This is a genomic window from Metabacillus halosaccharovorans (assembly GCF_002019635.1).
Lineage (GTDB): Bacteria > Bacillota > Bacilli > Bacillales > Bacillaceae > Metabacillus > Metabacillus halosaccharovorans.
In genome coordinates, this window is the sequence record NZ_KV917372.1 from 1,751,402 (window position 1) to 1,774,450 (window position 23,049).

Below are 23,049 nucleotides of genomic sequence, written 5' to 3' on the forward strand. Positions count from 1 at the left end.
TAATGTAACATCTTATTATTTATTAAACGTTTCATCATATTTTGCTTTTGAATCTTCAATTGCTTTTGCCCATTCGTCAAGGAATTCCTGAGCTGTTTTTTCACCGCTCATTACTTGCTGAATTCCAGGGTCTACAATGTTATCAAGGATTGAACGGTAATCCGGTAAGTAGAACGGTGGTTCATAAAGTTTCGTTTCAGGGTTTTCATATACATCAAATGCTACTTTAATATGCTGGGCATTCTGTACCCACTCATCATCCAACACTTCGGAATTTGTTGGGATTTGACCAGTTGCTTCATTCCACAAGCTTTGTGCCTCTACAGAGTTAACAAACTCAACAAATTTCCATGCAGCATCAGGATTTTCTGAATTTTTAAAGATCGCTACATTGACAGCGTTTCCACCCTCAGCAACGTATTTTCCATCCTCAGTTTTAGGAAGTGGAATAGTCTTAAATGTTCCTTCTTCTAATGACTTCTTATGCTCACCATAAGAACCAACATTGTGGTGCACCATGGCAACGACACCAGTATCAAAGCCTGCAATCATTTCCTTATACCCGTTCGTGATATCACTCTTCGGTGTGAATTTTTCATAATATGACAGATATTTTTCAACGAACTCCACATGTTTAGGATCATTGATATTTACTTTTCCATCTTCACTAAAGTAATCTAAACCACTATAAGCAAACATTAAACGCTGTAGCTGGAAGGATCCGCCAGCACCTCCTCGAATTGTATATCCATAGCGTCCATTCTCTTTATCTGTCATTTTTTCAATGGCTGTAAAGAACTCATCAAATGTTTCTGGTTCTTTTACCCCTGCTTCTTCAAACCAGTCTGTACGAATCCAGATTGTGTCAAGGTTTTGAGCATATGGAATCCCGTAAAGTTTTCCATCTTGTGTAATTTTCTTATTAAAGTCGATAGCACCTGAGTTCATTTTATCCTTTAATTCAGAACCCTCGAAATACTCATCGATAGGAAGTAATGCCTCACGAATGGCAAACTCAGGAAGCCATGTTGTTTGAACAGATCCAACGTCTGGAGTATCATTTGCTGCAATTGCTGCATCATATTTAGATTTAGCCGATTTATTTGGAATACCGACATACTCAACATCAATGCTCGGATTTGCTTCCTCAAACTGTTTAATGACTTCTTCCCATAAAGGTGTCCGTTCAGGACTTGCATTCTCATCCCAGAATGTAATCTTTACAGGTTCATCTGAACTGCCTCCGGATTTTGGAGTCGAAGACGTTTCATCACCGCCACTGCATCCAGCAAGCAGCAATCCAGAAACAATTGAAAGGGTTAATAAAGATTTCGTCCATTTTTTCTTATTTACTAACATGATAGTACCCCCTTAGATTTTTATAAATAATTAGCCTTTGACAGCCCCACCCATACCATTGACAAGATGTTTCTGTGCATAGGCAAATAATATAACTGCAGGAATTAAAGCAATGACACTACCAGCTGCTAATGCTCCATAGTTAACATTAAATTCTCCCATCATTGAACTTAATCCGACTGGAAGTGTGAACTTTGATTGCTGATTGGTCAGCATTAAAGCTAGTAAAAATTCGTTCCAGGTATAGATGAATGTAAATACCCCTGTTGCTACAATCCCCGGCAGCAGTAATGGAAAAACAACATGACGCAAGGATTGCATCTTTGAACAACCATCAATCATAGCTGCTTCTTCCAATTCTTTTGGTACATTTGAAATAAACCCTGCCATGAGAATCGTCGTAAATGGAATTTCAACTGCTGTATACGTAATAATCAGTGAAAGCGGATGACTAATTAATCCTAAATTCTTAAAGATGATAAACAATGGAATGATCATCATTGCTCGCGGGATAAACTGAGTACATAGCAGCATCAGCATAAAACTTCTCTTCCCTTTAAATTGATATCTGGACAGAGCATAACCAGATAATGTAGAACAGATAAGAACGATAATAACAGTAAAAAATCCAACGATTAAACTGTTCTTAAAGAATGTTGCAAAGCCAATATTCGTCCAGGCATAGACAAAATTTTCAACTGTAGGATTTGCCGGTAAGTATTGCAAAGGACGCTTGATGATATCTCCTTCCGGTTTTATGGCAGTATTAATTGTCCAGTAGATTGGAAACATCGTAAAACTAAGCATTAACGCCAAAGGTAGATAAAGAGTTAATAGTTTGTCTATTTTTTTATTTTTGGATAACATCCTTCAAATCACTCCTTCTCATATCTGGATAGTTTTAAATAAAGGATGGCAAAGATTAATAGAATCCCAAATGAAACAACTGTTAATGCTGAGCCATAGCCGAAATTACTTCCATGTACAGCTAAATCAGCGATATACATCGTAAGCGTTGTTGTGGAGTGTGCAGGCCCGCCACCTGTTAAATTGAATATGAGATCCACGTTATTAAACTCCCAAACGACCCTTAGTAAGGTTGTTAAGATAATTGTGTTTTTTAGTTGTGGTAGCGTGACATAGAAAAATGTTTTCCTTCTACTCGCCCCATCCACTTTTGCTGCCTCATATAATTCGCTTGGAATACTTTGTAAGGAAGCTAATAGAGTAATGGCAAAGAAAGGAATCCCCCTCCATAATTCAGCAATGACCACTGCCCAAAAAGCTGTTGAAGTGCTTGCTAGAAAGGCCATCGGTTCATTAATTATGCCTATTTTCATTAGCATGTCATTGATAACACCCATGTGCTCATTGAACATCATCGACCACATTACTGACGCAAGCACACCAGATATTGCCCATGGAATAAAGGCCACTGCTCGAGCCAGCCCTCTAAATTTAAAGGTTTGGTTTAGTAATAAAGCTAAAATCATCCCAAACGTTAATTGAAGGCCCACTTCTGATACAACCCATTTCAAACTATTAAGTAAACTTGGAACAAACATTTCATCCTGAGTAAAAATTTTGACAAAATTATCCAGTCCTGCAAATCCATTGTAGTAAGGTGCAGATACGTCATAGTTTTGAAGACTATAGTAAAATACAGTTGCTATCGGATAAAACAGAAAACCTACAATTATGAGGAATGATGGCAAAATAAAAAGATACGGAATCCACTTTTCTTTGTTTATTTTCTTTTTATGAACCACCTTGTTACTGTTAATAGTTGTTTTCGGTAATCCTTGAGAATAACTCATATCGTTTCCTCCTTTCTGGGTTTAATTGTAAATGTAAACGGTTTCTTTTGTAATTAAAGATTTTAAGATGATTGATTAAAATTTTAAGATATTTTAGAAAATTCATTTTTCCCTTTTTCCCCTACTCGTCTTTCAATCTACTTATCTTAAAATTTTACTAATTGGTCTTAAAATCTTTTATTATCTACGAAAGCGCATTCATTTAAAATAAAGACAAGTCATATCTATAAATCTGTTTAAGGAGGGTGTACGATATTGAATAATAACGTATTAAATGTAGATGGATCGAAGCCTGTTAAATTATCGCCTGCCCGCTCATGGCGGACCTATTTAGGAGGAAAACTAATAGAAGAATTTTACGGAAGCAAGGATCCAAAGGATAGTCACTTTCCTGAAGAATGGATCATATCCATTGTTTCTAGTCGAACGGTTGGCCGCGAAACTGACGGATTAAATAAACTGGCTTTATCTAATATGGATGTTACCTTAAAAGAAATTGTTGATGAAAAACCCGGAGTATTTTTAGGTGAAAAGCATGTAGAAAAATTTGGAGAACAGACTGGTGTACTCGTTAAGTTGATTGATTCAGCAGAACGTTTAATTATACAAACCCACCCTGACAAGGAGAAAGCGAAAGAATTATTTGATTCCGCATACGGAAAAACAGAATGCTGGTATTTTATCGGGGGAAGAGAGATTAATGGCGAACCTCCATATGTATATCTTGGCTTTAAACCCGAAGTGACAAAAGAACATTGGAAAAAATTATTTAAAGAACAAAATATACAAGGTATGTTAGATTGTATGCACAAATATGATGTCCATCCCGGAGACACGTTTCTAATCGAAGCAGGCACTCCCCATGCCATAGGATCAGGTTGTTTATTAGTTGAAATTCAGGAACCTACCGACTTTACAATTCGTTTAGAAAAAACATCTCCATCTGGTTTACAATTGGAAGATTACTTACTTCATCAGGGATTAGGTTTCGAGAAAATGTTTGATGTTTTTAATTACCAGACTTACACAAGGAAAGAAACCTTAAGAAAATGGAAAGTAGCTCCTACAGTACTTGATACAACTTCGAGTCATAAAGAAACTGAACTTATTGGATATCAGCAAACACCTTGCTTTAGAATGACGCTTATCGAAGTAACAGCTGAGTTCGACATTCGAGGTGATGGAGTATTTTCCGGATTATACATTCTTTCCGGAACTGCAATTGTTACAACCGGGGATGATCGTCAAGCTGTTAAAAAAGGTGACCAACTTTTTATCCCTGCACAAGTTTCAAGCTTTTCAATTATAAATGACTCGGATCAACCTGTTAAAGCCTTAAGGTTATTTGGTCCTTCCTTAAATGATTAGGTATTTTCTGAACAAGGGAATGAGAAAATTATATAAATTGGATAAAAAGGTACATACCTATCTTGACTTGGTATGTACCTTTTTATCTTTTTATGAAAAAGCAACTAGTTTTCAAAGCCATCCTCGTAATGCTTTTGAGCTGTTTCCATCGCATTTGCCCACATATCGAGAAAATCCTCTACCGTCATTTGCCCACTTAAAACCTCTTGGATACCCGGATCTACAATAGTGTTGAGAATCGTTCGGTATTCAGGAAGATAAAAAGGAGGTTCATACAGAATTGTCTCTTTATCATCATAAACTTGTCTGGATATCTTAATTTGAGAAAATTCATTTACCCAATCTTCTTTTAAAACATCTTCATGAGTCGGAATTTGACCTGCGGTTTTATTCCATAGCTGTTGCGCTTCTTTTGAACTTAAGAACTGAACAAATTTCCAAGCCTCATCAGGATGTTTCGTTCCTTTAAAGATGCTTATCCCGATTGTATTTCCATCTTCAACTACGTATTGACCATTAATTGACTTCGGCAACGGAAAAGCCTGAAATTGATTAGGATTTAATGCTTTGCTATGCTCAGCATAGGAACCTATATTATGCTGAATCATTGCAGCGACCCCTGTATCAAAATTTGCTAACATGGCTTTATAATCATTCGTAATATCACTTTTAGGGGTATACTTTTGGTACAAACCAAAATATTTTTCCAAAAAATCAACATGTTTTGAATCATTAATGGTGCTTTCACCATCTTGGAAATAATTCTGAATTCCTGAATAGGCATACATCATCCTTTGTAATTGAAATGCCCCACCAGCACCTCCACGTAATGAGTAACCATATCTCTCATTTGATTTATCAGTAAGTGTTTCAACCGCACTGAAGAATTCATCCCAAGTTTCAGGAGCTTCTACTTTTGCCTCTTTAAACAAATCTGTACGGACCCAAAGGATATCGAAGTTTTGAGTATATGGAATTCCATATAACTTTTGATCTTCTACAATTCTCCTGCTAAATTCAATCGCTTTTTTGTTTATTTTGTCTTTTTCAGACCAATTTTCAAAATAGGAATCAAGAGGTAATAGTGCTTCACGATGTGAAAATTCAGGCAGCCAGCTTGTATAAACACTGGCAACATCAGGCATATCATCAGAGGCAATCGCAGCATCAAACTTTGACTTTGCATAATCTTTAGGCAGCCCAATATACTCTACATCAATTGTAGGATTTCCTCGTTCAAACGTTTGAATTAACTCATCCCATATGGGTGTCCGCTGCGGCCCAGCGTTATCATCCCAAAAGGTAATTTTCACTTTCATATTTTGTTCAGCTAAATTATCGGATTGTGATTCCACACCCATACAACCTGTTAAAAGTAACATCATGAATGTTAGAACAGGAATTATTAATAAGCGCCACCTATACATCCCTTTGTCTCCTTCATATTTACGTATAGTAATCTAATAGTAAGTAAATGATCTCACTAGTTCAATAAAAAACAATATTTATCATAGATGGTACTATTATTAGAAACAAGATATCTTTGACTTCTTATAAAAAAATTGAGATAGTAATCAATGGATTTTCATTGTTAAATAGGATAATCTAATAAACATAACCTTATAGGAAATGGATGGAAATAAAAAATGATTGCAAAAACTGAAGAAGATTTTAACGGATTAAAAGAAATTGGAAAAATCGTTGCCTCAATTCGAGAGGAATTAGTTCAAAAAACAAAAGTGGGTATCACAACTAAAGAACTTGATGACATGGCAGGAAATTTATTTGAAGAATATGGGGCAATTTCTGCACCAAAGGGAGAATATAATTTCCCTGGATACACTTGTATAAGTGTTAATGAAGAAGTGGCACATGGTATACCTGGTAGTCGAGTAATAGAAGATGGTGATCTTGTAAATATTGATGTGTCAGGTTCTAAAAATGGTTATTTTGCTGACACTGGCATTTCATTCGTGGTTGGTAACGGAGCACCTGAATTAACAAAATTATGTGATACTGCTGTTGAGGCATTCGAAGCCGGATTAAAAAGGGTTAAACCAGGTTCTAAGAAAAGCAGACTTGGCAAGGCTGTAGTAGCGACTGCAAAGGAGAATGGGTTTACAGTTATTATGAACCTTACAGGACATGGAATTGGTCGCACCATTCATGAGGCCCCCCACCATATTTATAACTATTATGAGCCTTCCGATGACGAGCTTCTTAAAGAAGGAATGGTTATAGCATTTGAACCGTTCATCTCAACACGTGAAGAGGAAGTGTTTCAATATGAAGATGATGAATGGACATTTGTAACAGAGAACAGCTTTGTGGCACAGTGTGAACATACGATTATTATTACAAAAGAAGGACCTATTGTCATTACTTTATAATTACTGTTTAGGATTAAGCACGAAAACCACCCTTATCAATATAAAGGTGGTTTTTTCATCCCCTTAACTTATTATCGGACTTTTTGGTTGTTGTTTTTTCTTCATTTCTTTTACTTTTTTCTTTTTTTCAATTTCGTTATTGACTGCTTTATAAAACGAGGCACCCATTAGTATCATGACGAAGGAAAATGGAAGGGCAGCAATGATCAGCATATTCTGCAGCCCCTGTGTACCACCAAAATAAACAATAATAGCGGCCATCGCAGACATGGCAAGACCCCATGTAATTTTAACGGGATTTGCAGGATTTATAGATCCCCATGTACTCAACATCCCTAGAACGAATGTGGCTGAATCGGCCGAAGTGATAAAAAAGATTGCGATAACAACAATCGTTAACAATGCCATAAAATCTCCAAGCGGATAATGTTGGAGAACTCCAAATGTAGTGGTTTCAAGTGAATAGTTGGAAATAGCATCAATTCCATTTTGCTCAATATTCAAGGCGGAAACACCAAATACTGCAAAAAAGATAAAGCAAACGATAGCAGGGACAATTAGTACACCAAGTAAGAATTCCTTGACAGTCCGTCCCTTTGATACTCGAGCGATAAAGATACCAACAAATGGTGCCCAAGAAACCCACCATGCCCAATAAAAAATGGTCCAGTTATCTATCCAAGTACGACCTTCTTCATTTAATGGAGACAGGCGGAAACTCATATCAAAGAAATTCGTAATATAACCACCGAGTGTTGTTGTAAACATATTCAAAATATAGAGTGTGGGTCCAACAATGAAAAGGATTAATAGAAGGGCAAATCCAAGACCCATATTAATATTACTTAAATACTTTATCCCTTTTCCAATTCCGGACCATGCTGATAAGGTAAATAGTATGGTTGAAATGGCGAGAATTAATAACTGCATCCCATAATTGTTTGGCGTATTAAAAAGGTAAGACAATCCACCATTAATTTGCGCTGAACCAAATCCAAGAGTGGAAGCGACACCTACAACTGTAGCAAAGATCGCCAGAGTATCAATTAACTTACCCGGCATGGCTCGCATACTTTTTTCGCCAAATATAGGTATTAGTGTTGCACTTATTAATCCAGGATATCCTTTGCGGAACTTGAAATAAGCTAAAACCAGAGCGACAATGCCATATACTGCCCATGCGTGAACTCCCCAATGAAAAAAGGAATATTGGAGCGATTGTTTTATCGCCTCGTCGGATCCCGGTTCAAATCCCGGCGTACTTTTATACGCATGGGAGATAGGTTCTGCGGTTGTCCAAAATACCAATCCCATTCCCATTCCTGCACTAAATAACATCGCAAACCAGGTAGGTGTACTAAAATCAGGTTTATCATCTTCTTTACCCAATTTGATTTTTCCAAACCTAGAAAACATTAAATAGATACAGAATGCGAGCAATAGCATGATAAGTAATAAATAGTACCATCCAAATGCTTCTGATATGTACGACGTTAGATTTGCCGTCAACGTCTGTAAATGTTCTGGAGCAACTGCTCCCCAAACAACCAGTACTACACAAATAGCAAGTGAGTACCAAAAAACTGAACTAACTTTGTTCACAAATTTTCACCCCAAATGAAAGATTCATTTATTTATTATGTCGTAGCTTCTTTTATATCGCAAATATTTGATGTTAAGAATTTTTATTAATTTCCATCTCATTGTATATTCAATCATTTTCAGGGGTGGAATTTTGACTTTTATTGGTTCGCAAGCCTACTATCACGCATAATTTTTGCATATTAATAAAATTGCAATAAAATTCTAATCATCATTCACAAGAACACACTGTGTGCTCCCCTGAATTTTTCCTTCCTTCTTTTCTAATTTTAATATGTAACATAATAAAGGAATAACAGACCTTACATGCAGTCTGTCATTCCTTTATTTTTTAGAATATTACATATCTTGTTTCGGATTGTTATTATTGTTCATATTTCTGTTTTGAAACAAATTTGTATGACTTGTAGGTATGTTCGTTTGCTCTGGTTGTCTCTTCCATTCTTTCGGATCTGGACTTTGAATTGTAGTTTGCTCCATTTTATTACCTACTTTATTTAGAGTACGACTGGCCGCTTCTCTCCCACCTAATCCGAAAGCCAATCCAAATGCAAGAGTGAATCCGCCCAGGATTAAGATGAATGCAGCATTTACAATCGTACTTGCAACTCCTAGTTGATTAAGTGCCATAAAGAAAGCTAGTGTAATAATAGTATATTTGGCAATATTACCAAGCATCTTACCTTCTGTTTCTTGTCTCACCATGCTTTTCACAATACGTTTAACAAGATCTCCCGCATAAAATCCAATTCCAAGAATGAGAACAGCCGTTAACACCATCGGAATATATGCCAATACAACCGTTAAGATAGAAACCAAGCTTTCAAGATTAACAATCTGCAATGCTTCTATTGTAAATAGCAGAACAACGACAATCTGTGCTGCCAATCCTACTAGCTCAGAGAGGGTTAAAGTTTGTGTGCTCTTTCTCAGTGACCCTAGTCCCATTTTAGAAAGAATGCTGTTAAATCCAACTCGCTCCAACAAAGAAGTGATAGCTGTCTTAACCCATTTACCGACCCATAAACCTGCTGCCACAAGGAGAATGGCAATAATAATATTTGGAATCATGTCCATGATTTGACCAAGCATTCCAACAGCCGGTTCGGAAATACCATCAATATCCAATGTTTCAAGTGCCGAAATGACAACCGGGATTAAAATAAATACATATACAATTGTTCCTATTAACTGAGAAATCGAATGGTTATCAAGTGCCTTTTCAGCACCCAATTTAGCTGCAAGACGATCTGTTCCAATACTGCTTAGAAACTTCACAAGAATTTCCTTTACAACCTTTGCTACTAACCATCCAATAAACAGAATGACCGCAGCACCAATAAGTTTAGGAATAAAAGCAAAGAATCCATTTAACATGCCTTCAAGAGGTTCTGAAATGGCTTCAATTCCGAGAGCTGCTAGAACCGCAGGTAAGAATAGCAGCAGTGTTAAATAAAAGACTGCTTTAGAAGCAGAGAGTACTGCATTATTTGCTTGATTTCTGTCACCTGTTAGCTTCCATCTTGATAAAAATCCTTGAACATGTTGACTATTTCCTGCCTTTTTAACTAAAATTGACAATCCTGATGCGATCAACCAGGCAACAACGGCAATAAGAGCTGCTTTTAATAGACTTGGTATTGCCGCTGCGATAACACCCAATGCTTGTGAAATTGGCTGTGCAACATATGGCAGACTCAGCATATTTAAAAATACAACAAATGCTATAGCCATAATAATCCAAAATACAACCTTACTAATAATACTTTCAGAAGAATAGTTGAAAGGCTTTGATGCATCTCGGTTTCTATTAGAATCCGGTCTCATCCATCGTGCCATTTTGTTATCAAAGTCTGTACGATGTAAGGCAGCCTTTACCGCCTTTGCAATAATAGTTGCAACAATCCATCCTATCAAAAGGACAAGTAGGGCAAGTACTAAATCTGGTAATCTCCCTAAATAAGCCATCCAAGAATCTGTTACTCCGTTGTAATCTATCATGTTCTGCCTCCTTTAAAAATACAATTATGTGATGTGATTGGTTCATAGGTTAAATTCCCAATGAATCATGTGGTTAAACAGAAAAAAACTTATAAAATTATCTAAAATTTAAGTTTCAAAAAAATATATTAGGGTTCAGCCAGTTAATCAATCTATTTAGTAGATAAGAGATGTTCTCAGCTTTTACTAGACATAAACATTGTGTTTACAAAAGATTAGGAAGGGTATGCAAATAAACGAAGGACCATAAATCATGAAGGAGGAATAGACATGAATATTACCGAAGTCATGACAACCGATGTTGAAAGTTGTACAGTGAAAAGTTCTTGCAGTGAAATTGCTTTAAAAATGAAAGAGCTTGAAGTAGGCTCTATTCCAATTTGTGAAGATGAAAGATTAGTAGGAATCGTAACCGATCGCGATATTGTCATAAAAGGGATAGCAAACAATCTATCAGGTGAAACATCCATTTCAAAGCTAATGACGGAAGACGTTATAAAAGGAACACCGGATATGTCAGTTGAGCAAGCGGCAGAGATCATGTCACAGCATCAAATTCGCCGTCTTCCTATTGTCGAGGGTGAGAAATTGGTTGGAATGGTTTCGCTTGGAGACATAGCAGTCCACAATGAATCAAAGAAAAAAGCTGGAAAAGCCCTTGAGGACATTTCCGTACCCGCTGAACCTAATCACTAATAATTAACTCAAAAACAATTAAAGGAGTGATAAAAGTGCCATTGTTGGAAATAAGTATTATTCCCATTGGAACAAATTCTACCAGCTTTAGCTCAGAGGTCACCAACGTTGTCAAAAAAATTGAAGAAAAAGGATTAACCTATAAGCTGACTCCCACCTCAACTGTCATTGAAGGAGAAATTGATCAGCTATGGGACATCGCCAGAGACATGCATCAGAAGGCATTTTCAGTAGGTCCCGACCGAATTGTAACCAACATAAGTATTGACCATCGTACTGATAAACAAATGGATATGAACCATCAGGTAGATACAGTTGAGAAGGATTTAGAATAAGAAATTAAGTCAAAAAGAGAACACCCCCATACTTTGTGATGTATGGGGGTATTTTTACATATCATAAATTTTCAAAATCTCAATTATCCATTTTCTCTTTCAAAAACTTCCTTTAAATCATCCTGAATACTTTCATCCGCAAGTTTTAAATTTGATCGATATGCTGCTCTACACATAAGATGTGCTGCAACAGGGGTTGTAAGAAACACAAAGAAAATCCCCAAAATTAATCGAATACTGAAATAACCCTCAGATATCCAAAAATAACACAGTGTCCCCAATAATGTACAAAGAACACCGAGTGTTGAACTTTTTGAAGCTGCATGTGAACGTGTATATAAATCAGGAAATCGTACTAAACCTACAGCACTAAGAAAAGTGAAGATCGTTCCTACCAAAATTAGTAATGCCGGGATCAGTTCACTTATTTCGTTTGCGAACAATAACAACACCTCTTTCAATAAATCTGGCAAAGGCAATGGTACCTACAAATGATAAAATGCCAATTAACAGGATGATCTCCAATATGGCATGACTGTCTAATAAAACAGAGTAAATGGCTACACCGGCAATAATCGTTATACTGATTGTATCTAAAGCTTGCACTCTGTCAGCAGTTGATGGACCTTTTATGACACGATATAGTGCCGCCAAAATTGAAAGAACCAATAAGAATAACGCTATGTTTAAAATAATTTCGGTCATTTCCTTGTCACATCCTTAATTGCCTTCTCAAAGATTTTACTCGCTTTTCTCACAGATTCTCCTGCTTTTGGTAGATCTAAGGCATGAATATAAAAGACTTTAGAGTCTGATGAGACTTCAATAACCACTGAACCTGGAGTAAGATTTAGCAACAACGAAAATATGGTTACTTCTAAATCTCCTTCTAAATCTGTTTCTACTGTGATAATTCCAGGTGTTAAGTTAACTTTAGGTCTTATTACATGTCCTACAACAAAAATGCTCGATGTGATCAATTCCCTTATAAAAACCAAAAACAGCTTTAAAATGGATCCCAATTTACTCAAATAAAATTCTTGTTTATAGAACCGTCTTAGGATGAAAAGGACTACGATTCCTACCAAATAGCCGCTAAAAAAGGCTAGAAAGCTCCATTCATCTTGGAGAAACATCCACAAGAATGCAATAAATAGGTTGATTAATACCTGTAAAGGCAATCAAACCACCTCTTTTCATAATTTCAAGAACTAGAGACTTTAAGGAATCTGTTTCCCTTGAAATACCGCCTCAATATATGCAGTTGGATTCATCAGATTTTCAGCAGCAAGGTTAATATAGTTATATATTCCTTCAGCCCCGACACCTAATAGTATGGTCAGGATTGTTAGTATACCTATTGGCAACATAATCCCCTTAGTTGTTCCTTTTTCCATTTCCTTACTTAGATATCCTTCTCCCCAAAAGCCATTCATAAAAATCTTCATGACCGAATACAGAACCATTAGACTAGTAAATAGTCCTATACCGCCAATCCAATAATAACCTGCCTCAAAGGTACCTCGTGTTATAAATACTTTCCCTATAAACCCGCTTAATGGAGGAATACCGGCTATCGATAAGGAAGTGATAAAGAACATCCAACCTAAGTAAGGATGTGTCCGAATCAGACCACTTATCTCTTTTAGCTTACTAGTACCGGTCAAATAGATAATTGTCCCCCCGATCAGAAACAAAAGGGCTTTAATAATAATGTCATGAATAAGGTAATAAATGGAACCTCTAAACCCCTCTACTGTGTAGGAAGCAAGTCCAGTGATAATAAAACCGACACCGACGATAACATTATAGGTTAAGATTTTCTTGATATCCCAATATGCTATTGCTCCAATCGCTCCCAAAATCATTGTTAAAACCCCTAATATCCCTATAAATAAATGAGTAATTTGAGGCTCATGATAAAAGACGAGTGTAAACATACGAAATAATGAGTAGATACCGACCTTTGTAAGTAATGCAGCGAAAATCGCGGCAATTGCAGTTGGTGGAGCACTATATGAACCTGGTAACCAAAAGAAAAGAAATAACGCTGCTTTCATACTAAATACAATAATGAAAAGAATGGCAACAGTAGTAATCAGCCCTCCTTGTCCTACTTCTGCAATACGTGTTGAAAGGTGTGCTAAGTTTAATGTTCCTGTGATTGCGTATAAATAAGCAATAGCAAGAAGAAACAAGAAGGAAGATACAATATTAACTAATATATATTTTAGAGACTCCCGTAATTGAAGCTTTGTACCACCCAATGAGATTAAGACGTAAGAGGCAATCAACATCACTTCAAAACAAACATATAGATTAAATAAATCTCCTGTTAAAAAGGAGCCATTTACTCCTGTTAAAAGAAATAATGTTAATGGATAAAAGTAAAATTCTTCTCTATCTTTACCGATTGTTTTAAAGGCAAATAACATACAACATAATGCTACAATGCTTGAAGTTAATAGTAGTAATACAGAAAACATATCAGCCACAATGCTAACACCAAAAGGCGCTTCCCAGCCACCTAATTGAAGTGTTTGAATTCCTTTAGCTTCAATTTGTCTGATCATCAAAAATGTAACAATACTAATCAATAAAATTGAAAGAACACTTACTATTCTTTGAAATAAGATATTTTTCCGAAAAACAATCATAATCATTCCTGCAATAAGAGGTATGATTATCGGCAGTATAATAAGATTATTCATGTTCATTACCCCTTATTTGATCTATATCAACAGTTCCTAACACTTTATTCGCCCGATAGCTTAACACTAAAAAAAGCGCTGTAACTGCAAAGTTTATAACAATTGCAGTCAGAATCAGTGCCTGGGGCAGGGCATCTGTATACGTAACATTTTTTTCACCTATGAGTGGCAGTCCCCCTGTTTTTAAACCACCCATCGTAAGAATCAGCAGATTAATCCCATGACTAATGATGGATGACCCAAGGATGATTCTTAATAAATTCCTAGACAAGATCAAATAGGTACCGATCATAAAAAACAGGCCAACAAGGATAGATAGTAATGTCTCCATTTTATCGATCCTCACTTATTGTCATAATAATTGTTACAGCTGTACCAATAACAGCCAAGGCTACTCCAATATCAAAAAGCACTGCAGTTGCAAGTTCGGTTTTTCCGAAAATAGGAAGATTAAAATAGTCAAATGCTTGAAATAAGAATGGTTGGTTAAACAACATTCCCCCTATTCCAACAAATACTGCAATTAATACGCCTACGGCAGCAAGCTTTGTAAAATCAACAGGTAAATTCGCTTGAACACTTTCTATATCAAAGGAAATAAATAAAAGAGTCAGTGCTGCTGCCATACTAAGGCCTCCGATAAATCCTCCTCCGGGATTATGATGACCAGCAAAGAACAGATCAATGGAAAAAGTGAGAATAATAACGACAGCAATCTTTGTAACAGAATGAAGAATAACGTCATTTGGACTAGTAGAATGTTTCATTATTTTTCACTCCCTTTTAATCGTAGTTTAATTAACGTGAATACTCCCAAGCCTGCAATACATACGACTGAAATTTCCAGTAACGTATCAATGCCCCTAAAATCAACCAGAATGGCATTAACGATATTTTTGGCCCCTGCAAGTTCGTAGGAATCCTCGAAATAAATTGAAATAGGTTCAAACAGACGTGTTCCATTTGCCGACAGAGCCATAATCGTAACAGTTAAACCAACACCAAACGATACAATGAAATTTGTTAATTTAAATCTTACTCTCCCGATATTTTTCCCAAGCTCCGGTAAATGGTAGAAACAAAGTAAAAATAATGCTGTTGTGATCGTTTCTACAACCAACTGAGTAAGAGCTAAATCCGGTGCACGGAAGATGACAAATAACATCGACACAAGAAAACCAAGTACACCAATTAATACTAATGATGTCATTCTCGACTTCACAAAAAGTACCGCACCTGCAGTTAGTAACATGGCCACTAATAGTCCCATCTCGAACAGTGTGACAGGTGCATCTTTTGAAGAGTCAAATGAAATTCCATTGAAAAAGAAAAGAGAACCACCCAGCATCAAGATCATAAATAGGAAAATATAAATCAAATACTGACGGATAGACCCAGTCATATATTTTTCAGTAAGAAGACGTGATGCTTGTTCAGATTTCTCAATTCCAAGATTATACAAGTTATTTAGTTTCAGACTCTCAGGATATATTGCATACACTTTTTGCCACTTCTTTAGGAGAAGATATAAAACTCCTCCAACTAATACAACACCTATCGTCATAAATAATTCTGTGTTCCACCCATGCCAAGCACTTATTTTCACCTCAAATACACCGCTCTGCGCTACATTTGGTAAAACAGCATGTAAAGCAGGTTTCAACAGGTATTTTGCAAGGACATTTGGGAAAAAGAAAATGACAATCACAAGCGAAGCTAAAATAATTGGTGATAGTAACATGCCAAGTGGTGCTTCATGTGCTTTTTTCCCTAATTTTTCCGGCTTATATTCACCGGTAAATGTCTTAAATAAAAGAATCATGCAGTAGATAAATGTAAAAACACTCGCAATCCATGCAATAACAGGAATCATCCATCCGAGGGTTTCCATATTAAAACCGCTCATCTCTGATGCTTGTAACACACTTGTGAAAAACATTTCTTTACTTAAAAATCCATTAAACGGAGGTAATCCGGCCATCGCAAAGCTTCCAATAAGTGTTAATGAAAATGAAATAGGCATGATATGAATTAATCCGCCTAATTTCCGAATGTCACGTGTCCCTGTTTCGTGGTCAATGATTCCCACAACCATAAACAGACTACCTTTAAATGTGGAATGATTAATTAAGTGGAAAATGGCTGTAAGGATAGCCCCTGTATACAAAGCCCGCTCATCCCCAAACCCATAATATAATGAAATAGATCCAAGGCCGAAAAGACTCATAATCAACCCTAATTGACTGATAGTGGAATAGGCTAGCAACGCTTTAAGATCCGTCTGTTTTACAGCATTTAACGAACCATATAATAATGTAATTAGTCCAATACTCGAAACGATCCAAAACCATTCAGCACTTCCGCCAAATATAGGAGTGAAACGTGCAACAAGATAAATTCCCGCTTTAACCATCGTTGCTGAATGCAAATAAGCACTAATTGGTGTAGGTGCTTCCATTGCATCAGGTAGCCATATACTGAACGGAAATTGAGCCGATTTTGTAAATGCTCCCAAAAGAATGAGGATCATCGCTGGAATAAACAAGGCATGTTCCTTTACAGCAGAAAGCTGGGTCATCATTTCACGAATGCTGTACGTATCAGACATTATCGATAAAAGGATAAAACCTGCAAGCATAGCAAGCCCGCCGAATATGGTAATGAGCATTGACTTAAGAGCTCCATAGCGTGATCCTTTACGCTGATACCAGTAAGCAATTAATAAAAATGAAGAGATACTTGTTAATTCCCAGAAAACGTATAAAACTAGTATGTTATCAGAGAAAACAACACCAAACATTGCTCCCATGAATAACATGAGATAAACATAGAAATTATGAAGTGATTCACGTTCAGCTGATAAATAATAGATGGAGTAAAGAATAACCAGGGTACCTACTCCTGCTATGAGAAGTCCAAAAATAAGACTTAATCCATCTATATATGTTGTATAATTAATATTTGCAGAAGGCAGCCAAGGTACTGTTTTTAATATGACTTCTCCCTTGGCGACAACAGGGATATACCTTAACAAATAAATAAAAATGATAAGAGGTACAAACAATACAAACCAACCAGTGTGAATTTTCGGGGAAAATCGTTTATATAAAAAGGGAACAAAAAAAGCAAATATAAATGGAATCAAAATCATGATATATAACACCGACATATTGATCCCCTCCTTTTGTAAGTTTATTTACAAAGATTAATAGGTTTTATCATAGTTATCCTCAATGTAATTTTTATAAATGTAGGCAAGATATATTTTCTAGAAAAATTAGTTTGACTCATGATTGTACAAGATGCTATATTCATACATAGTCTGACTTAAATAGTGGTAAATTATCCTATTAAATACACATACGAGGTGGACTTTAAAATGAAAAAAATAAAAGGTCGCATGGATGAAAGTATTCTCGTGTGCGTTTATTATGGACCAAATGGAGAACGTCTCATCCAACGTGGTTGCAAAATTGCAAATATGCTTGATTGCCCACTTTATATTTTAACGATTGATCCAAAACCGTTTGATGATTTGGATGCTGAGAAATCTCTTTATATAGAAAGATGGAAACACTTAGCTAAACTTCATAATGCTGATGAATTCATTATAAAAGACAATGAAAAACGTCCAGTTTCAAAAGTCATCGCTGATGTGGCAAGGGAGAAAAGCATTACTCAAATTATTCTTGGACAAACTGCCCAAAGCAGGTGGGAACAAATCGCCAAAGGTTCTGTCATCAATTCCTTATTACGAGATATACCATTTACAGATCTTCACATCATTTCTGTTTCACGTGCACTTAAGGATGAAGAGGGGCAATTTGAAAAAGGGGTTAGAGCCTATCTAGTGAAGGAAAACGAAAAGTATCGTTTATCCTTTACCCACACAAAAGATATTGAATATGAAGGAATCTTCTTTAAAGAACATGGAACCGATTTTAATAATGGAATCTTTAAGTTTATGAAAAGCAAAGAAACCTTACAAGTTCGAGTTACTGACGATGTAATTGAAGATTTCACAAATGTTTCCCGGACACTTGAAACCTATAGTGAAAATCCAGACGAAAACAGTTAACTCTATATCTATATTTTTAGCCTCTGCTTTGTAATGAAGCGGAGGTTTTTTATATGACTTATTATGAGGTAACACATGATCTTACAACAAAACCAGCCTCATAAATTCACATCCACTTTAATTACTTGTTTTTCATCTTTGTCAATTCCTAGATATCGTAGTGTTTCTGCAGAAGAATGATGATGATAAATCGACATTAAAATGGAAATAGCTATTCCCTTCCGGTAAGCATGGTAGCCAAAAGTCTTTCTAAGTGTATGTGTTCCCACTTTGCCGATAACTCCTACCTCCTTAGCGGCATTGTTAATAATACGATATGCCTGCTGACGAGTAATTGGTTTAAGATCCTTTTTTGACTTAAATAAATAATCTTCCATTTTAAAATCATGTTGGGCAAAGTAATTTTCTATTTCATATTTCACTGCATTATTTATAAAGTAGCCCATTACATCATCTTCTTCGATATAAAGGAATTCTTTAACCTTTTCACCATCAAAAACATCCCTTACCTTCAAAGCAAGTAAATCACTAATTCTTACCCCTGTATTAATACCAAATACAAAAAGCAAAAGGTCTCTTTGTGATTGTTTCTTTAATTTCTCTTTTATTGCATTTATTTGTTCAATGTCTTTTATCGGATCGACATATTCCACAGGAAAGCTCCCCCTTATGTTACATAACTACATCCTAACAAAAATTATGTAACATTACAATTATCTTGATCACTTCATAATCAATTTTCATTATCATTTTACTGCTTTTTAAAGTCTGCCGGCATGTTTACTTATTATGCCCGCCCTTATAAAATCAATGTTTACATGTTAATTTTCACTAACGTTACTTATCCTTCACTATTACAAGATTATGTAACATCAAATTTATATAGAACATGAAAGAGGAGTTCATAGTTACTGTGAATTTTTGTCCAAGGAGAAAGAATAATGAAAAATAAAATTTTATGGTAGACTTAAATAGGAAAAAAATTTGAAAAGAGGAATTTTATGAATGTAAGTGAAAAACATAAACCATTTAAATTAAGAAAGATTTTACAAGGATTAATGGTCATTATCGGTGGAATTGTCGCTGCATATGGACTGGAAACAGTATTAATTCCAAACAATGTCTCTGATGGAGGGGTAACAGGACTAAGTATCGTCGGCTCAAAACTATTTGACATACCATTAGGAGTTTTGATTGCCGGCATAAACATCCCATTTATTTGGCTTGGATATAAACAAATTGGCAAAACCTTCACGATATTATCGATTCTTGGAATAGCTTCACTTGCTTTAGGGACAGTGTTCATGCACCATATTCCTGCTATTATTGAAGGAGATACACTGTTAGTTACTGTTGTAGGTGGGATTATCCTCGGTTTTGGAATGGGATTAGCTTTACGTAATGGTGGTGCATTGGATGGGATTGATATGCTTGCCGTTTTATTATCCCGGAAATTACCATTTGGGACAAGTGATCTCATCCTATTCTTAAACATCTTTGTGTTTATTTTCGTATCAACCGTATTTGGACTTCAAGGAGCTATCCTTTCGGCGATCGCTTATTTTATTGCTTCTAAAGTCATTCATATTGTTGAAGTAGGGTTAAGCGGCTCTAAAACATTCCAAATTATTACAACAAAACCTGAAATAATGATCGAGACAATTCGCGATCGTTTAGGCAGAAGTGCGACATATAAAGAAGCTTACGGCGGCTTTTCGAATGAAAAGTTCAAAGAGATCACATGTGTCATCAACCGCTTGGAAGAAACCAAACTTAAAGAAATCATAAATGAAATCGATGGAAGTGCCTTTGTTACCGTTTATGATGTTGCTGAGGTTAAGGGTGGTAATTTTAGAAAGCATAATATTCATTAACAATGCCTTTATGGTGAAATAAAATATGTAAACTCGAAAAGGCGCAATTTAATAAGTTGCGCCTTTTTGGTCTAAAAAATTAAGAAAACTGTTCCAATTGTAATAATTATCCCGCCAATAACCTTGCTTTTTGTTACTTTCTCCTTTAAAATCACAAAACTTAGAATCATCGTGATAACAACACTAGCTTTATCAATAGGAGCTACCACGGAAACCTTTCCAATAGCTAAAGCAGCAAAATAGCAAAGCCATGATAAACCTGTCGCCACACCTGATAGAATTAAAAAGAGATATCCTTTTGAGGAGATTGCTTTTATTTCTTTATGATTTCCTTTAAAAAACACGATTGCCCATGAAAAAAGTAAAATCACGATCGTTCTTAAAAAGGTAGCAACATTTGAATCCACATCTTCAATTCCGATTTTTGCTAATATTGCCGTTAACGCTGCGAATACAGCCCCTAATATGGCATACACAATATAAATTTGAGAACCGGTAAAGCGTTTCTTTTCTTCATTTTTTCCAATCAACACAAAAGTACCAACAGCAATTAATGCTCCTCCAACCATAATATGCGGGACAGCTTGCTCTCCCAAAACCACAATTGATAATATAATTGTCAATACAACACTTGATTTATCGATTGGTATTACCTTGGAAGCATCACCCATCGCTAGTGCTCTGAAGAAAAACAACCAGGAAATCCCAGTTGCTACCCCTGATAATAGGATAAATAGTAATGCTTTTGTTGAAATCATGGTGATGGAATGAAGCTGATCTGTGATTAAAACAATGATAAAAGCCATGATTAATACAATAATCGTGCGGATAGCTGTTGCTAAATTAGAATTCACATTCTCCATTCCGATTTTAGCCAAAATTCCTGTTATTGAAGCAAAAAAAGCTGCAAGTAATGCCAGTGTGACACTCATCTTATACCCTTCTTTACTCTTAAATTTCTCCTATAAGAGTATTAAATCTGTTAAAACATTTAATTCTGTTATCTTTAGAAAAATAAGATTTCATACAATATGGGAGTTTCTAAAAACTAATTATTACGATAAATTTTAATCGATATATCCAAATAGTACAATGAAGTTTCCAAATTTTTTCATTGGAGCTCTACATATTTTGTTCAGTTTGTCCCCCACTTAGTCTTAACAGTTTCGTATTCTTCATTTGTTAAAGATAAAACAGAACCATGTCTTTTTATAGAAGATCCTAAAAAGTAAATCGTTTTTACCTTTTCAAACTCACAACTTGAAAGATCTCTCGTGAGTAATGGTAGATATCCCTTCCCTGTCGCATATTGATCAACCAATAAACACCATTCTTTTTTGTCATGAAATTTAAAAATCAATGGACCTTCAATATCTTTTCCAGTTAATCCGGTTGAAGCTTCTAATGTTCCAATCTTTCTCCACAGACCTAGTATTTGCTCACTTTTTTCTATTGTGATTTGTCCATCTCCCGAATATCGATAATACATTTTATTATCTTTAATAATCGTTGTATCAATAATATGGGTATCATCTTGACGTTCGATAAACAGCTTTGGATTTGTAAAACTATAGAAATCCCTAGTCTTTGCATAGTAAATATTATGGGTTCCAAATTCACCTTCATCCAAGACTCTTGAAGCCCAAAATACAATATATTCCCCTGTCTTTTCATCATATATTGCCTCAGGAGCCCACGCGTCCCCTGCATTTTGCGGGGCCACTTTAATCATCCTAGGAACTGACCAGTTTACTAAATCATTTGATTCCCAAACAATAATAGATTTACTTCCTGCAGTTTGTGCTGCATCCCAACCTCTTCCATTTGCTATCCGTAAATCTGTAGCGATTATGAAAAATCTATCTCCCTCTGCTGATCGTAAGACAAAAGGATCTCTTACTCCCTTTTCACCTATATCAGAGAGTAAAATTGGTTTTCCACTATTCAAATCACTCCAGTTCAAGCCATCTGTGCTGCATGCAAAATAAATCTGTTCTCCTTTTTCATGCTCACCTGTAAAATGAACCATTAAATAAGCTTGAAAACTCATTTCTCCTGGTTTTGCCTTCACCGTAAGCAAAATTTGCTTCGTTTCACTTAGCTCACCAACAGTTATTGATGCAGTTAATTGTACTGGTGTATCTGTTTCAGGTCTGGATACAATACCTGCTGGAATTTCATCATACCCCTCAATCTTTTCGTTATTCACATTTACTATATCCGGTCTACTCGTTTCCCAAGATATTGTTGCTCCTTTAATAGATAACGGTAAAAAAATATTCCCCCTAATGTCATCCGCATGTGGAATTTCCAACTCTTTTTTTATTGATTCAATCAAATCCTTATCCGATAATCTTGTATCTCCCATTGAACATTCCTCCCCATTAAGTAACTTACACTTTTACAACTGTATGAAAAGCTACATATAAAATGTCACATAACTAGCTGTAAATCAATATAGATTTTAGACTATACCTGATAAATATCAGTAGAGTTTCCGTGACCGTATGGCATGTAACTGGTTGTTTACCTACACAATTGTCAGGGTATTAAATATAGTAACCTTTTAACATTTCATATCATTAGGAGGGTATTAAATGGACCGGGAAAAAGTGCAGCAAAAGAAAAAGAATAACCCTGATAGATTTAAAAAAGATAGGGAAAGTCAGCAGGAAGTTGACCAACTTGTTATGCCAATTGATGATCTACCACTAGAAGATATAAAAGAGGAAAAAAGAGAAGAACGAGACAAGCATGATACAAAAGATCAATCTTCCAGCGAAAAAAAATATAAGCCCTAAATAGAAAATAGCAGTGC

General features: G+C 35.7%; 23 protein-coding genes. 7 read left to right on the forward strand and 16 right to left on the reverse strand.

Features of this window, described 5'->3' with window-relative positions; all coding sequences use genetic code 11:
- Positions 1-15: 15 nt before the first annotated feature.
- The 3 genes from BK577_RS22565 to BK577_RS22575 are packed head-to-tail and all read right to left on the reverse strand — an operon-like array spanning position 16 to position 3,176.
- Positions 16-1,359, reverse strand: coding sequence for an ABC transporter substrate-binding protein (locus BK577_RS22565; protein ID WP_078435007.1), 1,344 nt, complete (start codon positions 1,357-1,359; stop codon positions 16-18).
- Positions 1,360-1,389: 30 nt separating this feature from the next.
- Entirely contained in the window at positions 1,390-2,226 is an 837-nt protein-coding gene (locus tag BK577_RS22570) for a carbohydrate ABC transporter permease (protein ID WP_078435008.1), read from the reverse strand.
- Positions 2,227-2,234: 8 nt separating this feature from the next.
- On the reverse strand, positions 2,235-3,176 hold the full coding sequence (locus tag BK577_RS22575) for a carbohydrate ABC transporter permease (protein ID WP_078435009.1): 942 nt from the start codon (positions 3,174-3,176) through the stop codon (positions 2,235-2,237).
- 255 nt (positions 3,177-3,431) lie between these two features.
- On the opposite strand from BK577_RS22575, the gene BK577_RS22580 reads away from it, so the two are divergent.
- Positions 3,432-4,544: a type I phosphomannose isomerase catalytic subunit gene (locus BK577_RS22580; RefSeq protein ID WP_078435010.1), complete on the forward strand. Its 1,113-nt coding sequence runs from the start codon at positions 3,432-3,434 to the stop codon at positions 4,542-4,544.
- A 104-nt stretch (positions 4,545-4,648) separates the two neighbouring features.
- On the opposite strand, the gene BK577_RS22585 is transcribed toward BK577_RS22580, so the two are convergent.
- Positions 4,649-5,971 (reverse strand): ABC transporter substrate-binding protein, encoded by a 1,323-nt coding sequence (locus BK577_RS22585; RefSeq protein WP_078435011.1) that lies wholly within the window; start codon positions 5,969-5,971, stop codon positions 4,649-4,651.
- A gap of 219 nt (positions 5,972-6,190) precedes the next feature.
- Here BK577_RS22585 and map point away from each other — a divergent pair, with 219 nt between their 5' ends.
- Entirely contained in the window at positions 6,191-6,934 is a 744-nt protein-coding gene (map, locus tag BK577_RS22590) for a type I methionyl aminopeptidase (RefSeq protein WP_078435012.1), read from the forward strand.
- 63 nt (positions 6,935-6,997) lie between these two features.
- Here map and BK577_RS22595 read toward each other — a convergent pair whose 3' ends face one another.
- Positions 6,998-8,536 carry a BCCT family transporter gene (locus BK577_RS22595; protein ID WP_078435013.1) on the reverse strand — a complete coding sequence of 513 codons (1,539 nt, stop codon included), beginning with the start codon at positions 8,534-8,536 and terminating at the stop codon, positions 6,998-7,000.
- Positions 8,537-8,875: 339 nt separating this feature from the next.
- Positions 8,876-10,537, reverse strand: a complete 1,662-nt coding sequence (locus tag BK577_RS22600) for a mechanosensitive ion channel (protein ID WP_078435014.1) — start codon at positions 10,535-10,537, stop codon at positions 8,876-8,878.
- A 270-nt stretch (positions 10,538-10,807) separates the two neighbouring features.
- Between BK577_RS22600 and BK577_RS22605 the strand changes: the two genes are divergently transcribed.
- Together BK577_RS22605 and BK577_RS22610 are read left to right on the forward strand one after the other, a co-directional pair.
- Positions 10,808-11,233 carry a CBS domain-containing protein gene (locus BK577_RS22605; RefSeq protein ID WP_078435015.1) on the forward strand — a complete coding sequence of 142 codons (426 nt, stop codon included), beginning with the start codon at positions 10,808-10,810 and terminating at the stop codon, positions 11,231-11,233.
- A gap of 35 nt (positions 11,234-11,268) precedes the next feature.
- Positions 11,269-11,568 carry an MTH1187 family thiamine-binding protein gene (locus BK577_RS22610; protein WP_078435016.1) on the forward strand — a complete coding sequence of 100 codons (300 nt, stop codon included), beginning with the start codon at positions 11,269-11,271 and terminating at the stop codon, positions 11,566-11,568.
- A gap of 83 nt (positions 11,569-11,651) precedes the next feature.
- Here BK577_RS22610 and BK577_RS22615 read toward each other — a convergent pair whose 3' ends face one another.
- From BK577_RS22615 to BK577_RS22645, 7 genes are read right to left on the reverse strand one after another with little or no spacing between them, the layout of a single operon-like run.
- Positions 11,652-12,011: a Na+/H+ antiporter subunit G gene (locus BK577_RS22615; protein ID WP_078435017.1), complete on the reverse strand. Its 360-nt coding sequence runs from the start codon at positions 12,009-12,011 to the stop codon at positions 11,652-11,654.
- The gene (locus BK577_RS22620) at positions 11,989-12,273 is read right to left on the reverse strand and encodes a Na(+)/H(+) antiporter subunit F1 (RefSeq protein ID WP_078435018.1); all 285 of its coding nucleotides are present in this window, start codon (positions 12,271-12,273) and stop codon (positions 11,989-11,991) included. The genes BK577_RS22615 and BK577_RS22620 overlap by 23 nt, the downstream gene beginning before the upstream one ends.
- On the reverse strand, positions 12,270-12,749 hold the full coding sequence (locus BK577_RS22625; RefSeq protein ID WP_078435019.1) for a Na+/H+ antiporter subunit E: 480 nt from the start codon (positions 12,747-12,749) through the stop codon (positions 12,270-12,272). The genes BK577_RS22620 and BK577_RS22625 overlap by 4 nt, the downstream gene beginning before the upstream one ends.
- Before the next feature lie 39 nt (positions 12,750-12,788).
- A complete protein-coding gene (locus tag BK577_RS22630; protein WP_078435020.1) occupies positions 12,789-14,279 on the reverse strand; it encodes a Na+/H+ antiporter subunit D in 1,491 nt (496 codons plus the stop codon).
- Positions 14,272-14,610 carry a Na(+)/H(+) antiporter subunit C gene (locus BK577_RS22635; RefSeq protein WP_078435021.1) on the reverse strand — a complete coding sequence of 113 codons (339 nt, stop codon included), beginning with the start codon at positions 14,608-14,610 and terminating at the stop codon, positions 14,272-14,274. The genes BK577_RS22630 and BK577_RS22635 overlap by 8 nt, the downstream gene beginning before the upstream one ends.
- Position 14,611: 1 nt before the next feature.
- A complete protein-coding gene (locus BK577_RS22640) occupies positions 14,612-15,046 on the reverse strand; it encodes a Na(+)/H(+) antiporter subunit B (protein WP_078435022.1) in 435 nt (144 codons plus the stop codon).
- Positions 15,046-17,448, reverse strand: coding sequence for a Na+/H+ antiporter subunit A (locus BK577_RS22645; protein WP_078435023.1), 2,403 nt, complete (start codon positions 17,446-17,448; stop codon positions 15,046-15,048). Before BK577_RS22645 ends, BK577_RS22640 begins: the two co-directional genes overlap by 1 nt.
- Before the next feature lie 210 nt (positions 17,449-17,658).
- On the opposite strand from BK577_RS22645, the gene BK577_RS22650 reads away from it, so the two are divergent.
- Complete coding sequence (locus BK577_RS22650; protein ID WP_078435024.1) at positions 17,659-18,357, forward strand: universal stress protein; 699 nt, start codon at positions 17,659-17,661, stop codon at positions 18,355-18,357.
- A 98-nt stretch (positions 18,358-18,455) separates the two neighbouring features.
- Here BK577_RS22650 and BK577_RS22655 read toward each other — a convergent pair whose 3' ends face one another.
- Positions 18,456-19,010, reverse strand: a complete 555-nt coding sequence (locus tag BK577_RS22655; protein ID WP_078435025.1) for a tyrosine-type recombinase/integrase — start codon at positions 19,008-19,010, stop codon at positions 18,456-18,458.
- Between the two features lie 348 nt (positions 19,011-19,358).
- Between BK577_RS22655 and BK577_RS22660 the strand changes: the two genes are divergently transcribed.
- Positions 19,359-20,231: a YitT family protein gene (locus BK577_RS22660; RefSeq protein ID WP_078435026.1), complete on the forward strand. Its 873-nt coding sequence runs from the start codon at positions 19,359-19,361 to the stop codon at positions 20,229-20,231.
- A 71-nt stretch (positions 20,232-20,302) separates the two neighbouring features.
- Here BK577_RS22660 and BK577_RS22665 read toward each other — a convergent pair whose 3' ends face one another.
- The gene (locus BK577_RS22665; protein ID WP_078435027.1) at positions 20,303-21,163 is read right to left on the reverse strand and encodes an EamA family transporter; all 861 of its coding nucleotides are present in this window, start codon (positions 21,161-21,163) and stop codon (positions 20,303-20,305) included.
- A 203-nt stretch (positions 21,164-21,366) separates the two neighbouring features.
- Positions 21,367-22,599, reverse strand: coding sequence for a glycoside hydrolase family 43 protein (locus tag BK577_RS22670; RefSeq protein WP_245823562.1), 1,233 nt, complete (start codon positions 22,597-22,599; stop codon positions 21,367-21,369).
- A gap of 229 nt (positions 22,600-22,828) precedes the next feature.
- Here BK577_RS22670 and BK577_RS22675 point away from each other — a divergent pair, with 229 nt between their 5' ends.
- Positions 22,829-23,032, forward strand: a complete 204-nt coding sequence (locus tag BK577_RS22675; protein ID WP_026559784.1) for a hypothetical protein — start codon at positions 22,829-22,831, stop codon at positions 23,030-23,032.
- Positions 23,033-23,049: the final 17 nt, after the last annotated feature.

Bases quoted from the DNA above. Each gene is read 5' to 3' on its own strand.
- BK577_RS22565 (WP_078435007.1), bottom strand. From the start codon at position 1,359: ATGTTAGTAAATAAGAAAAAATGGACGAAATCTTTATTAACCCTTTCA.
- BK577_RS22570 (WP_078435008.1), bottom strand. From the start codon at position 2,226: ATGTTATCCAAAAATAAAAAAATAGACAAACTATTAACTCTTTATCTA.
- BK577_RS22575 (WP_078435009.1), bottom strand. From the start codon at position 3,176: ATGAGTTATTCTCAAGGATTACCGAAAACAACTATTAACAGTAACAAG.
- BK577_RS22585 (WP_078435011.1), bottom strand. From the start codon at position 5,971: ATGTATAGGTGGCGCTTATTAATAATTCCTGTTCTAACATTCATGATG.
- map (WP_078435012.1), top strand. From the start codon at position 6,191: ATGATTGCAAAAACTGAAGAAGATTTTAACGGATTAAAAGAAATTGGA.
- BK577_RS22600 (WP_078435014.1), bottom strand. From the start codon at position 10,537: ATGATAGATTACAACGGAGTAACAGATTCTTGGATGGCTTATTTAGGG.
- BK577_RS22605 (WP_078435015.1), top strand. From the start codon at position 10,808: ATGAATATTACCGAAGTCATGACAACCGATGTTGAAAGTTGTACAGTG.
- BK577_RS22620 (WP_078435018.1), bottom strand. From the start codon at position 12,273: ATGACCGAAATTATTTTAAACATAGCGTTATTCTTATTGGTTCTTTCA.
- BK577_RS22630 (WP_078435020.1), bottom strand. From the start codon at position 14,279: ATGAATAATCTTATTATACTGCCGATAATCATACCTCTTATTGCAGGA.
- BK577_RS22635 (WP_078435021.1), bottom strand. From the start codon at position 14,610: ATGGAGACATTACTATCTATCCTTGTTGGCCTGTTTTTTATGATCGGT.
- BK577_RS22640 (WP_078435022.1), bottom strand. From the start codon at position 15,046: ATGAAACATTCTACTAGTCCAAATGACGTTATTCTTCATTCTGTTACA.
- BK577_RS22645 (WP_078435023.1), bottom strand. From the start codon at position 17,448: ATGTCGGTGTTATATATCATGATTTTGATTCCATTTATATTTGCTTTT.
- BK577_RS22650 (WP_078435024.1), top strand. From the start codon at position 17,659: ATGAAAAAAATAAAAGGTCGCATGGATGAAAGTATTCTCGTGTGCGTT.
- BK577_RS22660 (WP_078435026.1), top strand. From the start codon at position 19,359: ATGAATGTAAGTGAAAAACATAAACCATTTAAATTAAGAAAGATTTTA.
- BK577_RS22665 (WP_078435027.1), bottom strand. From the start codon at position 21,163: ATGAGTGTCACACTGGCATTACTTGCAGCTTTTTTTGCTTCAATAACA.
- BK577_RS22670 (WP_245823562.1), bottom strand. From the start codon at position 22,599: ATGGGAGATACAAGATTATCGGATAAGGATTTGATTGAATCAATAAAA.
- BK577_RS22675 (WP_026559784.1), top strand. From the start codon at position 22,829: ATGGACCGGGAAAAAGTGCAGCAAAAGAAAAAGAATAACCCTGATAGA.